This window comes from Halobaculum sp. MBLA0147, from assembly GCF_041361345.1.
Taxonomy (GTDB): Archaea; Halobacteriota; Halobacteria; order Halobacteriales; family Haloferacaceae; genus JAHENP01.
The window spans coordinates 1,285,779-1,298,975 of record NZ_JBGKAD010000001.1; the positions used below are offsets into that span (position 1 = coordinate 1,285,779).

At 69.4% G+C, this 13,197-nt stretch carries 13 protein-coding genes; 9 read left to right on the forward strand and 4 right to left on the reverse strand.

The features are described from left to right. Positions 1–34: 34 nt before the first annotated feature. Positions 35–571: a hypothetical protein gene (locus RYH80_RS06175; protein WP_370902976.1), complete on the reverse strand. Its 537-nt coding sequence runs from the start codon at positions 569–571 to the stop codon at positions 35–37. A gap of 150 nt (positions 572–721) precedes the next feature. Then, the gene (locus tag RYH80_RS06180) at positions 722–1,816 is read right to left on the reverse strand and encodes a hypothetical protein (protein WP_370902977.1); all 1,095 of its coding nucleotides are present in this window, start codon (positions 1,814–1,816) and stop codon (positions 722–724) included. Positions 1,817–2,279: 463 nt separating this feature from the next. Here RYH80_RS06180 and RYH80_RS06185 point away from each other — a divergent pair, with 463 nt between their 5' ends. The 5 genes from RYH80_RS06185 (at position 2,280) to RYH80_RS06205 (ending at position 8,633) form a co-directional block, all read left to right on the forward strand. After that, positions 2,280–3,500 (forward strand): transcription initiation factor IIB, encoded by a 1,221-nt coding sequence (locus RYH80_RS06185; protein ID WP_370902978.1) that lies wholly within the window; start codon positions 2,280–2,282, stop codon positions 3,498–3,500. A gap of 220 nt (positions 3,501–3,720) precedes the next feature. After that, positions 3,721–3,921, forward strand: a complete 201-nt coding sequence (locus RYH80_RS06190; RefSeq protein WP_370902979.1) for a hypothetical protein — start codon at positions 3,721–3,723, stop codon at positions 3,919–3,921. Positions 3,922–4,151: 230 nt separating this feature from the next. Then, on the forward strand, positions 4,152–5,288 hold the full coding sequence (gene citZ / locus RYH80_RS06195) for a citrate synthase (protein ID WP_370902980.1): 1,137 nt from the start codon (positions 4,152–4,154) through the stop codon (positions 5,286–5,288). 95 nt (positions 5,289–5,383) lie between these two features. Continuing rightward, positions 5,384–5,815, forward strand: coding sequence for a type VII toxin-antitoxin system MntA family adenylyltransferase antitoxin (gene mntA / locus RYH80_RS06200; protein ID WP_370902981.1), 432 nt, complete (start codon positions 5,384–5,386; stop codon positions 5,813–5,815). 199 nt (positions 5,816–6,014) lie between these two features. Further along, the gene (locus tag RYH80_RS06205; protein ID WP_370902982.1) at positions 6,015–8,633 is read left to right on the forward strand and encodes a DUF2298 domain-containing protein; all 2,619 of its coding nucleotides are present in this window, start codon (positions 6,015–6,017) and stop codon (positions 8,631–8,633) included. Between the two features lie 149 nt (positions 8,634–8,782). Here RYH80_RS06205 and RYH80_RS06210 read toward each other — a convergent pair whose 3' ends face one another. Both RYH80_RS06210 and RYH80_RS06215 read right to left on the reverse strand, forming a co-directional pair. Continuing rightward, the gene (locus RYH80_RS06210) at positions 8,783–9,049 is read right to left on the reverse strand and encodes an HAH_0734 family protein (RefSeq protein ID WP_370902983.1); all 267 of its coding nucleotides are present in this window, start codon (positions 9,047–9,049) and stop codon (positions 8,783–8,785) included. Positions 9,050–9,203: 154 nt separating this feature from the next. Next, on the reverse strand, positions 9,204–9,335 hold the full coding sequence (locus RYH80_RS06215) for a hypothetical protein (protein WP_370902984.1): 132 nt from the start codon (positions 9,333–9,335) through the stop codon (positions 9,204–9,206). A 181-nt stretch (positions 9,336–9,516) separates the two neighbouring features. Between RYH80_RS06215 and RYH80_RS06220 the strand changes: the two genes are divergently transcribed. From RYH80_RS06220 to RYH80_RS06235, 4 genes are all read left to right on the forward strand, one after another. Beyond that, positions 9,517–10,281, forward strand: coding sequence for a nucleotide-binding protein (locus RYH80_RS06220; RefSeq protein WP_370902985.1), 765 nt, complete (start codon positions 9,517–9,519; stop codon positions 10,279–10,281). Beyond that, complete coding sequence (locus tag RYH80_RS06225; RefSeq protein WP_370902986.1) at positions 10,278–10,922, forward strand: DUF8054 family protein; 645 nt, start codon at positions 10,278–10,280, stop codon at positions 10,920–10,922. Before RYH80_RS06220 ends, RYH80_RS06225 begins: the two co-directional genes overlap by 4 nt. Before the next feature lie 104 nt (positions 10,923–11,026). Next, positions 11,027–12,313: an AI-2E family transporter gene (locus RYH80_RS06230; protein WP_370902987.1), complete on the forward strand. Its 1,287-nt coding sequence runs from the start codon at positions 11,027–11,029 to the stop codon at positions 12,311–12,313. 88 nt (positions 12,314–12,401) lie between these two features. Further along, positions 12,402–13,163 carry a DUF8116 family protein gene (locus tag RYH80_RS06235; protein WP_370902988.1) on the forward strand — a complete coding sequence of 254 codons (762 nt, stop codon included), beginning with the start codon at positions 12,402–12,404 and terminating at the stop codon, positions 13,161–13,163. Positions 13,164–13,197 lie beyond the last annotated feature (34 nt).

Sequence of the window (13,197 nt, forward strand, 5' to 3'; positions counted from 1 at the left end):
GTGTGTCGGAGCGCGTCACCGACGGGGCGGGGGACTACCAGGAGATCTCGAAGGCGGCCTGCTCGTCGGGCTCGGGCTCGGCCGACTGGATCGACGGTTGGGCGTCACTCAGATCCTGGACGACGCCGACGAACACGCCCTCGGCGTGCGGGACGGTGAACGGGTAGTCCTCGGTGACGCCGACGTGGGCGCGACTGGCGCCGAGTGACTCGAAGGTGTACTTCCCGGCGGGGAACTCGCGGCTACTGTTCCGGAACGCCTCCTTGTGCATCGCGGCGAGCGCACCGAGCCCCTCCATCGGGGTCGAGACCTCCGGCGGCCACTCGACGGCCTTCGCCGACTCCTTGCCCCCTTCGCGCATCGTCGCCTCGCCAACCTCCTCGCCGAGACTCTGGTACGCGGCGACCACGTCGTCGGTCGTGTACCACGTCTCGGCGTCTAACTCGCCGAGGTGTTCGCTGAACAGTTCGCGTGCCTTCTTCTCGAACACCCGCGACACCTCGCCGGCACTCTGGACGGTCGCGAGCGGGTAGCGGCCGATGACTTCCGAGTCGGGATCGTAGCTCGTCACGACCGCAACTCTCCCTTCTAGAGACATAAATTTAGCGCAGAAGCTTACAACTCTCTTCGGTGTTGGTATCACGTGCCACTCTGTGACACACAACTGGTCACCGACCGTTCTCGCAGGTCGACGGTGGGCTGGTTCCGGCAGGTTCGGCGGTCAGCGGTGCCCCTCTGTCGCGAAGTGACTCTGCATGAGCCACTCCATCTTGGCGACCATCTCGGAGCTGTCGAGCGACGACATCCCGAAGTCACGCTCTCGGAGCCGGTCGCGCCGTTGTTTCCAGTTCCAGGTGAACCGCTCGGAGAGTCCGGCGGCTCTGATCCGGTCGATCACCGCCTCCGGCGACAGCTCGCCGGCGTCCAACGCGTCGAGGTCCGCCTCGTCGATCACACCCTGGTGGAGCGCCTCGACGATCACGCCGGCACTGTAGTCGTGCTCGTGGACCTCTCGCTCCCAGGTGATGATCCAGTTACCCAGCCGCCACATGTGCTGGAGTTCGTAGGTGACCCGCCGGAACGCCTGGTAGTCGTCGTGGTCGAACGCCGGGGAGAACATCAGGTCGATCCCCCAGAACGTGTACAGCCCGATGGCCTGCGTCTCGAAGTACCACGTCTCCTCGGGGTTCATGAACGAGGGGTAGTCCGCCGAGAGACGCGCGTAGTCCATCCCCTGGTTCGCCTGTCGGAGGTTGAACAGGAACGGCTCGACGAACTCCTCGAACCGCGGCGCCGACTCCAGTCGGTCCATCAGCGCCTCCCACACCTGGCGAGTACTCTTCGGGTAGTCCTCGTCGATGTCGTCGCGCTCCCAGTCGGGCCGTGCGGTCGGGTACGGCGCCTTCGCCAACTCCCAGAAGGTCGCCTCGTCGCCGAGCTTCTCCGCGGCGTCGTCGACGAGCGTGATGTAGATGGACACCAGGGTCTTCGCCTCGTGGGCAGCCTCGAAGTGTTCCTCCGGGACGGTGCTCAGCGTCAGTGGCTCGCCGAAGATGTGCGAGAGCCACTTCCAGAGGTACAGTTGTCGGTCGCCGAGTATCCCGTCGCCCTCGACGATCTCTCGGATCCGGGGAGACAGCTCCGTCTCGGAGACGGCGTCGAACAGTTCCTCACGCATCTCGTCGCTCAAGTCGAGTCCGAGATCCGTCACGCTCGCACGGCGGTCGACGGCGGACATCGACGGGACTCTGATGCTGGACCCGGTCTCGACGGGCCCGTCTACACTCGGTGGCTCGTGACGTGCGTCCTGAGACATACACCCCACGCTGCGTGGGAGTAGTTTAATATTATCGTATTTAGACGCTTGTTAGTTGTCGAACATTCGAATTCTTCGGCAACTATCTCTCTAACGATGGTTTCGAAAGTGGGTGGACATTCAGAATGTCTACGACGTGAACGAACGAGAGACATCTCTACTCACGGTGACCGGTTCGAGCCGAAGTATCCGAGATTCGAGTTGGTTGCATCCCGTCCCGGCTCGTCGGATAGTTCACGCGACGGACACCGCGTCGTTGGCCCGAGATCGATCTCGGTGGAGGTCTGTCCGTCGGAGACCGACGGGTTCATACACACAGTCCAGTGTCGAGTCTCGTCCCCGTCGGTGGGACAGGTCGGTGACGTAGGACACACGACTGACAAAGGTTTATAAACTTGCGAGCACTAAGTAGAGGTGAAGGTAGTCGTGGTGACCGGTTCTCACCACGACGAGACTACACACCATGACACGAGACACTCGAACGGACGGTCGGCAGACCGGCGCGGGCGGGACCGACGTGGAGACGCACGAACACGACGACGTAGCCCCCGAGGAGGGAGGTGGTGGCGCACCGGGTGGTCCACCACTGACGGACGGCGGCGAGCGGATCCGCGAGCGGCCGGAGCGGACCGACGACCGGACGACGACTGCCGACGAGACGGAGGCGAACGGCGACCGGACGACGACTGCAGAAGCGACCGAGGTGGAGACGGCCGACGAGCGAGACCGCTGTCCCGAGTGTGGTGGGACGGTCGTCAACGACGCGACCCACGGCGAGACCGTCTGTGCCGACTGTGGGCTCGTCGTCGAAGAGGACGAGATCGACCGCGGGCCGGAGTGGCGCGCGTTCGACTCGAGCGAGCGCGACCAGAAGAGTCGGGTCGGGGCGCCGACGACGAACATGCTCCACGACCACGGACTCTCGACGAACATCGGCTGGCAGGACCGGGACGCCTACGGCAACACGCTGTCGGCGAGCCAGCGCCAGAAGATGCAGCGGCTCCGCACGTGGAACGAGCGCCTCCGCACCTCCGACCACAGCGAGCGGAACCTGAAGCAGGCGCTCGGGGAGATCGAGCGGATGGCCTCCGCGTTGGGCCTGCCGGAGAACGTCCGCGAGACGGCCAGCGTGATCTACCGGCGGGCGCTGGAGGAGGACCTCCTCCCCGGCCGCTCCATCGAGGGGATCGCGACGGCGTCGTTACACGCCGCCGCGCGGATGGCGGGAGTCCCCCGGTCGATCGACGAGGTGGCACGCGTCTCCCGTGTGGACGAGGAGACGTTCCAGCGGGCGTACCGCTACATCGTCAAGGAGTTGGAGTTGGAGGTCCAGCCCGCGGACCCGGCGGAGTACCTGCCGCGGTTCGCCTCGAAGCTGGAGCTGTCCGACGAGACGGAGCGGCGGGCCCGCGAGTTGCTCGCGACCGGCAAGGAGGCGGCGGTCCACTCCGGGAAGTCGCCGGTCGGACTCGCCGCCGCCGCACTGTACGCGGCGGGCGTGTTGACCAACGCGGACCTCACACAGAAGCAGGTCAGCGAGGTGACGGACATCTCCGAGGTGACGATCCGCAACCGGTACCAGGAGCTGTTGGAGACCGCCGCCGCGGCCGAGGAGGCCGACGGTGCCGGGACGCCACCCTCGAACGGAGACGGCGGCGAGGTCCCGGTCGGCGTCGACGGCTGATCGGTACTCCCCGTCGACGACCGGTCCCCCCGCTGCCGTCGACGACCGGTCCCAACTGCGTCCGCGAACCACCGGACGGCAGTGTTCTGATCGGACACTGACACGAGACCACCACACGACGAGCCGGACCAGTCCCCCGACTGGTCTCTCTCGGACCGTCCTCCTCTCACGGATCCGTCACGTGCCAAACTATATGTCACGGTCTCTCACACAGTGAGGTATGGGTGTGCCACTGGGGCTGTTCGGACGTGGACCGGACCGGGCCGACGACGACCACGGTCGGGAGCGTGGTCCAGGCGATCGACGGGAGGCGGACACCGCGACACACAGGGAGTGTCGCCACTGCGGTCGGAACCTCGCGACGACGGCGCGACGCTGTGGGAACTGTGGCGGTCGTGCGGTCACCTACGAGGTGGCGTGAGCGGTCGGCGGTGTCGCCGCCACCACCGAATGTGCGTGTCGCCGCCACCGCGAGTGTCACGTAGCGTCGCGACGAGCTATCGACGACCGTCGAACCACGAGGGTGACGACGGTCGTGTTCGCGGCCCACTCGGTCCAGCTGGGTCGGCGCAGTCTGGTGATCTCGCCCCGGTTCGACGGGTGTCTCTGGAACGGTAACGCTTTTTGACGGCCCTCGGGAACGTGGCGGGTATGTCCGACGAACTGAAGCGAGGGCTGGAGGGTGTGTTGGTGGCGGAGTCGAGTCTGAGCTACATCGACGGGAGCGAGGGGAATCTCGTCTACCGCGGCTACACCATCGAGGACCTCGCCGCGGAGGCCTCCTACGAAGAGACGCTGTACCTCCTGTGGCACGGTGAACTGCCGACGAGCGAGGAGTTAGCGACGTTCGCAGACGCGATGGCCGCCGAGCGGTCGCTGCCCGACGACGTGCTGGAGGCGGTGACGACGCTGGGTCGACGTGGCGGGGACCCGATGGCGGCGTTGCAGACGACGGTGTCGATGCTGTCGGCGTACGACGCGGACGCCGACGCGGACCCGACCGACGCCGACGCGAACGTCCGGAAGGGACGCCGGATCACGGCGAAACTGCCGACGGCGTTGGCGGCGTTCGCCCGCGCTCGCGACGGCGAGGACCCGGTCGCTCCGCGGGAGGATCTGAGTCACGCCGCCAACTTCCTCTACATGTTGAACGGCGAGGAGCCGGACGAGGTGACGGCGGACGTGTTCGACCAGGCGCTCGTGCTCCACGCCGACCACGGACTCAACGCCTCCACCTTCGGCGGGATGGTGACCGCCTCCACGCTGGCGGACCTCCACGCCGCGGTCACCTCCGGGATCGGCGCACTCTCGGGGAGTCTCCACGGCGGCGCGAACGCGAACGTGATGCGGATGCTCCAGGAGATCGACGCCGCCGAGCAGGACCCCGTCGAGTGGGTCGAGCAGGCGCTGGCAGACGGCCGACGTGTCGCCGGCTTCGGCCACCGCGTGTACGACGTGAAGGACCCGCGAGCGAAGATCCTCGGCGCACAGTCGGAGGACCTCGGCGAGGCGGCCGGCGACACGAAGTGGTACGAGATGAGCGTCGCCATCGAGGAGTACATGGCCGAGGAGAAGGGACTCGCTCCGAACGTGGACTTCTACTCCGCGTCGACGTACTACCAGATGGGCATCCCGGTCGACATCTACACGCCCATCTTCGCACTCTCGCGAGTCGGCGGCTGGATCGCCCACGTGCTGGAGCAGTACGACGACAACCGGCTGATCCGTCCGCGTGCCCGCTACGTCGGCGAGACGGACCGCGAGTGGGTGCCGATCGACGAGCGGTAGAGAACGCACTCGGGCGGGGGCGCGGTCGTCGATGTGTCCCGGGCGCGGTCGCCCGCGGCGGAACGATTTTGTGCCGAACTGCCGTCGACTCGAACATGGACGAGACCGGGAGTGAGGCGGACGTTCTCACCGCGCTGGGCGAGACGCTCCGCGACGTCGAGACGGTCGAGTTCGCGGTGGTGTTCGGCTCGCAGGTCTCTGGCGACGCGACAGACGCGTCGGACCTCGATCTCGCGGTCAAGTTCGCCGACAATCTCTCGGCGAACGAGCGGTTCCACGAGCGGTGTCGTCTCGCGGGTGCCCTCCAGCGCGACGACCGCCCGTTCGTCGACGTCTCCGACGTCGAGGCACTGCCACTGGAGGTGGCACACGACGCCGTCTCGGGACGACTCGTCTGTGGCGACAGACGGGCCTTCGAGGCGTTCGAACGCGAGATCGAGGCCCGGTTCGCCGACGAACGTGAGGACCTCCGGACACGCCGGCAGCGTGTGATCGACCGGATCGCCGAGGAGGGACTCCGTGGCTGACGAGCGTGTCGTCGCTGTTGGGCCGTCTCGGGCAGTCTCGAACCGGTTTCGAGTCGATACACCGTCACCGTTCACTCGCCAGGTCGACCGCGACCCACCGTACGGCCACTGACGCCACGCGACCCACCAGTCTCCCCTCCCTCGCACGCGACGAACGCGGTCGAAAGGACCTTGTACGGTGCCACGCCGTGTACGACCGATGGAGTACGGGCTCGTTCTCGTGTGGCTGACCGCGCTGGCGGTGCTGGCGGCGCTGGCGACACCGCTGGCGGCGCGGTTGTTCTCCCGGTGGCCGACGGCCGGTCTCGGCTTCACACTGCCGGTCGCACTGCTCGCGCTCGGCGTGACGGCGTTCTGGGTCGGCCGTGTCGCCTACGGCTACCCGTCGCTGCTCGCCGGACTGGTCGTCCTCGCGGCGGTGTCGGGACTCGTCGGGCTCGACCGCGACCGGGTGCGTGATCGACTGGCGACCGCCGGTGGCGGCCAGGACGGCTCGGTCGGGCCGCGAGCACTCCTCGCGGCGGTCGCGGCCGGGCTCCCGGTCGACGGGTCGCGGCTCCGGCGGACGGCACTGTCCGAGGTCGTCGCCGTGTTCCTGTTGTCGTTCGGGTTCATGACGGCCGTCCGGGCGGCGGACCCGGCGGTGTACGCGCTGGCCGGCGAGAAGTTCCTCGACTTCGGGCTGTTGCAGGCGCTGGCCCGCGCGGACACGCTCCCGCCGGAGGACTTCTGGTTCGCCGGCGAGGGAGTGCGGTACTACTACGGTGGCCACCTCGTGAGTCACCTGCTGGGACTGCTCACCGGCACCGCGCCGCGGTACGTGTACAACCTCGCGATGGCGACGTTCTTCGCGACGTACGTCACCGCCGCCTTCGACCTCGCGGGTGCCGTCGCGGCCGCACGTGGCTACGGCCGCCGCGGTGCCGCGTGGGCCGCCGCGTTCGTCGTCGGCCTCGCGGGCAACGCCGTCACCGGGAGTCGACTCGCGGTCCGAGCACTCCCCGAGTCGGTGCAGTCGGCGGTGCTCGGCGTGTTCCAGCCGTACACCGACACGAACCTCGCGCAGTCCGTCGGGACGGAACTCGGCCCGTTCAATCGGTACTGGCAGTCCAGTCGCGTGATCGACGGGACGATCAACGAGTTCCCGCTGTTCGGGTTCCTCAACGGCGACCTCCACGCCCACATGATGGGGCCGACGTTCCTCCTGCTCGCGGCGGCGCTGGCGTTCGCGCTGTACCGGACGGGCGCCGAGGAGACGACCCGTCGGCGCGTGCTGTTGTTCTGTGGCGTGCCGGTCGTCGGCGCGTTCCAGGCGGTCGTCCACACGTGGGCGTTCCCGACCGTGTTCGGGCTCGCGTGGCTCGGGCTCGCGCTGTCGCCGACGCCACCGCGGACGCTGTTGCCCACCGCGGTGCGGGCGCCGCTGGATCGACTGCTCGGGGCACGCGGCTCCGAGACGGAGACCGGCGTCGCCGCAGACGGCGGCGGTGGTGACGGACAGACGACTGCGTCGAGTGCGACCGCGGCGTCGGGCGCGACCGCGGCGTCGGGCGCGACCACGGCGTCGGGGGAGAACGCGACGCGTTCGACGACCGGCACGGCGGGGTTCGAGTCGCTGCGCTCGGAGCTGGCGCGGCCGGTCGTCGCGGCCGCACTGGTGGGTGGCGCGGGGGTGCTCGCGGCGCTACTCGCGGCGCCGTTCCTGCTGGCGGCGACCGGCTCCGGGAGCGAACGTGAGGTGGCGCTGTGGGCGGCCGGGAAGCGGAGCGGTCTCGGCGCCTTGCTGCTCGTCCACTGGGTGTTCGTCGTCCCGTTCGTCGGGTACCTGTTCGACCGGCTGGGCGACGAGCGGCCCGGAGAACTGGTGCTCGCGGGTGTCGTACTCGCGCTCGTCGGCGGGTGGCTCTCGCTCCCGGCGCTCGTCTTGATCGGCCCACTCCTCCTGGGCGGGTGGATCGCGGGGCGGGTCGGTCGCGGCGGGTTCGAGACGGCGCTGCTCGTCGGTGGTGCGGGACTCGTGCTCCTCGTCGAGGTGGTGTACCTGAAGGAACAGGCCGGTCCCGGTCGGATGAACACGGTGTTCAAGACGTACTCGCAGGTGTGGGCGATCTGGGCGCCAGCCGCGGGCGTCGCGCTCGCGGCGCTCGTGCGGCGCGTGGAGACGCCACAGGTGTGGCCCAGCGCCGGCGTGCGACGGGCGGTGGCGGTCGTGGTCGTCGTCCTCGCACTCGGTGCCGTCGCGGGTTACCCGGCACAGACCGTGCCCGACCACTTCACCGTCGGCGACCCCGAGCGCGAGCCGTCGCGTGCGATCTCGTTCGACTACCCGACGGAACCGACGCTGGACGCGACCGCACACGTCGCTCGCTTCCGTCCCGGCGTGGCGGTCGGGCTGGAGTACTTCGCGGACGTGCCCGGGACGCCGGTCCTGTTGTCCGCGCCCGGCACGTCGTGGTACCCCGGCCGCGGCTTCGGGAACCCACCGGGGGCGTACAGTTGGCAGTCCAACCCCGTCGCGAGTCTCTCGGGGGTGCCGACGGTCGCCGGCTGGAACCACGAGGTCGGCTACCGTGGGCTGACGACGTACCGCTCGCGGGTCCGCGACGTGGACGCCGCGTACACGGACCGCACTGCGGCAGTGGCGACGATCCGCGCGTACGACGTGTCGTACGTCTGGGTCGGGCCGCCCGAACGGCGGCGCTACGGGACCGACCTGGTCGCGTTCGACTCGATCTCGGGAATCGAACGGGTCGTCGCCGAGGAGGGCGTCGTGCTCTACCGCGTCGACCGGAGCGAACTCCCCGACACCGACGGGTGAGTCGGCGGCGGGCGGTGGCGGACGCTACAGACGGTGAGTCGACGGCGATCGACGGCCGACGCTACCGGCGGTGAGTCGGCGGAGACGAGACTGATCGGCGGGGGACGCGACCGGCACCGAGAAGTGGTCTGGCGTCGGAGTGCGCCGCGTCAGACGTTCAGTTCGCTGCCCGCCTTCAGGACGGTGAGCGCCTCGGCGTCGACGCTCTCGACGTCGAGCCAGTGGGGGACGAACTGTCGTTTCTCGAAGGCCTCGCGCTCGTCCTCGGAGCCGACGGTACACCACAACTGCGGCTCCTCGGGGCCGTGGAACTCGCCTTGGACCTGGATGGAGAAGACGTGGAGCTCCTCGCCGTCGTACTCCACGACGGCGTCGCGCCTGATCCCCGGGTTGCCGCGGACGATCAGCTTTCGCATACCCTCGCGTTGCCAGACTCGACTGCTAAGCGTTTCGACTCGTCACGCCCCGGGTGGCTCGCCGTGCCGAGCGGCACGCGTCGGCGTCCACCGGTGACGCTACGCGACACTCCCGAACGTCTCGAGAGTTCGCCCGAGTGTCCCGACGTACGGGTCACTCGGCCGCGACGACCGGCGACGGGTCGTCTCTGTCGAGAATCCGGTCGACTACCTCGCCGATGTCCGGCGCACGACGCTCCCGGTCCGGGTCGGGTTCGTCCGACGGGTAGTGTGGAACGATCGGCACCGTCTCTCACCCACCTCCCACTAGTCCACTCCCACCACAAGGGATTTACGGGTTCGGCCCAGACGGCCGTCTCACGGCGCCTCCCGAGTGTCTGTCACACACCGCGGGTCCGGCCGTCTGTCCGTTCGGATCGCCGACACGACGGCGTAGCCTTACGTACCGGGGGGCGACCACGGGGCGTATGGTCGAGGTGTTCGCGGTCGCCAGCGGGAAGGGTGGGACGGGGAAGACGACGAGCACGCTGGCACTGGGGATGGCGCTGGCCCGCGAGTACGACGTGACGGTCGTCGACGCGGACACGGGGATGGCGAACCTCCTGTTCCACGCGGGGCTGACCGACGCCGAGACGACGCTCCACGACCTCCTCCTTGCGGACACCGACGGGGCCGTGTCGGCGGCGACCTACGAGCGTCACGGGATGACCGTGGTGCCGTGCGGGACGAGTCTGGCCGCGTTCGAGGCCGCCGACCCCGACCGCCTCCGGCACGTCGTCGCCGCGTTGGCGGGCGACTGTGACGTGTTGTTACTCGACTCCCCGGCCACCCTGGCCGCTCGCTCTGCGGTGCTCCCGGTAGTGCTCGCGGATCGCGTGGTCGTGGTGTTGCAGCCGACCATCCCCTCGGTGTCGGACGGGCTCAAGGTCGGTGAGTACGCGCGGTCGTACGGGACCGAGACCGCCGGTGTCGTGTTCAACAAGGTCCACGGCGACCTCGGGCGCGTCGCGGACCGCGTCGAACGGCAGTTCGGTGCCGGAACGCTGGCGACGGTACCGGACAGCGACGTGGTCCGTGCGGCCCGCGACGCGGGCGAGCCGCTGTTGACACACGCTCCCGAGTCGCGGGCAGCGAGTGCGTTCCGCGAGGCGGCGGCGACGCTGGACCCCGAGCCGAGACGGCCGGGCCGCGTCGCGGACCGGTTCCGGGACGTGGTGCCGGCGGGGCCGTGACCGACCGCTTCCCCGTGCCACGTGGGTCGTTGCTGCGGGCACACACGGTCGCGTCGCTCGCCACACCGCTCTCGCGGGCGCTTACGGCCGAGCGGACCGGCTACGTGGTCGTCGAGTCCGGTGACCGACTCCTGTCGACCGACGCGACCCGCGGTGTCGTGACGCTCGCGGCTGGGATCCCCGTGTTGGCCTACGAGACGCGCACCCAGCGAGGCGGCGCGGACGCACTCGACGCACTCGCGGCACCGGCACCGCCACGCGTCGAAGTGTACCAGACGGAGCCGGACGCACTCGACACCGTCCACGACCACGAAGACTGTCGCGTCTCCCCCGGTGCACCGGCACGTCGCCTGGCCGCCGACGACCGACTGGCGGCCGAGACACGCGCCAGGGCACCGGCCGATCGGGTTTCGCGCGACGCACTCGCGGAGGAGGCGACGACCGACGCGGTCGAGAACGCCGGGTTCACTCCCGGTTCGGACGCGACGAGACCGGCCTCGGCGGACGAGCCGGAGACACCGACCGCGCTCGGAGCGTTCCTCGCGGACGACGAGCGCGTGTCGGCGCTCCGGACGGCGGCACGCGCCGAGGCACGCGACCGTGCCGCAGAGTGGGGGTTGGCGGACGAGCTCGCCGAGTGAGTCGACCTCGGGACACCACCGCGTGGTGGTGCGTCCGTCGACGCGTCGTCACCACGGCCGCGCCCGGCGGAAAGAACTTGTACTGGGGTGCCGGCACGACACACATGGTCGAGCCGACGGCGGAGGGGCTGGGGATCGACCGCCGACGTGCCGTGTGGTGGGTCGTCGGCGGCGCGCTGGCGCTGGTGGTCGGGCTGGTGGTCCGCGCGTTCGTCGGCACGTTCGTCTTCGGGCTGTTCGTCTACTACGCGATCAGACCGATCGACCGGCGGTTCCGTCCGTACGCCGACAGTCGCGTCGAGGCGACGACAGCGACGATGGTGGTGGCGGCGCTCCCGCTGCTGGTGGTGTTGGTGTACGGCGGGACGCTGCTGGTCGACGAACTGCTGGCGACGCTCGGCACGGAGACGGCACAGATGGTGTTGGCACGGTTCGTCGACAACCCGACCGCGGTGACGGCGGTGGCCGACGACCCGTCGCAGGTCGCCTCACAGATCGACGGCGTGGTTCGACTGGGCCGGCGCGTCTCGTCGGTGCTCGGACCCATCGGCTTCGTCGGCGGCGCGCTCTTGCGACTGTCGTTGGCGCTGGCGCTGACGTTCTTCCTGTTGCAGGACGGCCACCGCGTCGAGGAGTGGTTCCGGTCGGAGGTCGCAGCCGGCGACTCGACGGCGTACGTCTTCCTGCGTGGGATCGACGCGGATCTCGAGACGGTGTACTTCGGGAACGTCCTCACCGTCGTCGGGGTCACCGTCGCCTCCGTCGTCGGCTACAACGCCTACAACCTCCTCGCTCCGGCGGCCGTGTCGCTGCCCGTTCCGACGCTGTTGGGCGTCGCCACCGGGTTGGCGACGTTCGTCCCACTGGTCGTCGGGAAGTTGGTGTACCTCCCGGCGACGGCGCTGTTGGTGTGGAACGCGGTGCAGGCGGACGCGTGGCTCGGCTACCCGATCGCCTTCCTCGTTGGTGCGTTCGTCTTCCTCGACATCGTCCCGCAGACGCTGTTGCGGCCACTGATCTCCGGCCGGTCGCTCCACTCCGGGTTGGTGTTGTTCGGCTACGTGTTGGGAACCTCCTACTTCGGCTGGTACGGGCTGTTCCTCGGCCCGCTGCTCGTGGTGGCGGGCGTCCAGTTCCTGAAACACGTGCTGCCGGACCTCGCGACCGGCGACGCCTTCGTCCCCGAGACCGATGAGGGTGTCGAGATCGGCACCGACCCCCTCGAAGACGGCGGCCTCCCGGCGGAGTACACAGACGAGACCGAACACGGCACTGTCGGGACGACCGACGGCGACGACGACACCGGTCGGGGTGACGGAGGCACGAGTTCGAGCGACGCGGCGAGTGGGACGGACGGGACGGACGCCGGCGACCCGAGTGGCGTCGACTGACGTATCGACCCCGCCACCGCGAACCGACAGACACCCGCCCGCCACCGCGAACCGACAGACACCTCTCCGTCCGCGGCGAGGTGTCACCGTGACACTCCGTCCGTTGCTCTCGGCGCGGGAGCCGTCGGACTTCGCCGACTGGTTCCGTGCCGGGACCGAGTACACGCTCCGCGTCGCGCGGACGCTCGACTGGCCCGTCGGTGACCTCCCCGCACACCGCGACCGCGGCGTGGCGGCGATGCGAGCCGACGACACGGACCCGGACCCGGCCGTCGCCGCCACGATCGCCGGCACACTGCTCGGCGACGCCGCGTTCGGTCGGCCGTTCCTCCGGTACACGCCGCGGTGGTACCGCCTCGCGCTCGCCGGGCCGATCCGACTCGCCGAGCGACGCCTCGCGGCCGTCGCGGCGCCGTACGCCGACCGGGCACGCGAGGCCGGCTACACCGTCGAGCGACCGACGTTCACGACCCCGGGAGAGATCGTCGTCGACGGGACGCCGCTCTCGGCGACGCTCGACGAGTTGGGCTTCGCGGAGCGGTTCCTGCTGGCGGACGCGATCCTCCACGTGGAGTGGCTCCGCGACGTGGCCGCGATCTGCGGGCTGTCGGTTCCGACGGACCTACTCGCTCGGACGATCCGGGAGTCCGCCGTCCACTACGGCCGGCGCGGGGACGATCCCGACGCGGCACTCTCGCCGGAGACGCGGCGCGTCCAGCGGGCGCTGTTCGGCGACGACGCGTGGGTCCGGGACGTGAACGTCACCTACCGGCTCCAGTCGACGTTGCTGTCGGTGTGGGAGGCGATCCTCCGTCGAGAACGCCGCCGCCTCGCGACGGCGTCGGAGTGAGTCGACACTCGAACGGGTCGCGTCTCACCGCCTG

Coding starts and splice junctions, on each gene's coding strand:
- RYH80_RS06230 (WP_370902987.1), top strand. CDS start 11,027: ATGGTCGAGCCGACGGCGGAGGGGCTGGGGATCGACCGCCGACGTGCC.
- RYH80_RS06210 (WP_370902983.1), bottom strand. CDS start 9,049: ATGCGAAAGCTGATCGTCCGCGGCAACCCGGGGATCAGGCGCGACGCC.
- RYH80_RS06180 (WP_370902977.1), bottom strand. CDS start 1,816: ATGTCTCAGGACGCACGTCACGAGCCACCGAGTGTAGACGGGCCCGTC.
- RYH80_RS06220 (WP_370902985.1), top strand. CDS start 9,517: ATGGTCGAGGTGTTCGCGGTCGCCAGCGGGAAGGGTGGGACGGGGAAG.
- RYH80_RS06205 (WP_370902982.1), top strand. CDS start 6,015: ATGGAGTACGGGCTCGTTCTCGTGTGGCTGACCGCGCTGGCGGTGCTG.
- RYH80_RS06185 (WP_370902978.1), top strand. CDS start 2,280: ATGACACGAGACACTCGAACGGACGGTCGGCAGACCGGCGCGGGCGGG.
- citZ (WP_370902980.1), top strand. CDS start 4,152: ATGTCCGACGAACTGAAGCGAGGGCTGGAGGGTGTGTTGGTGGCGGAG.
- mntA (WP_370902981.1), top strand. CDS start 5,384: ATGGACGAGACCGGGAGTGAGGCGGACGTTCTCACCGCGCTGGGCGAG.
- RYH80_RS06190 (WP_370902979.1), top strand. CDS start 3,721: ATGGGTGTGCCACTGGGGCTGTTCGGACGTGGACCGGACCGGGCCGAC.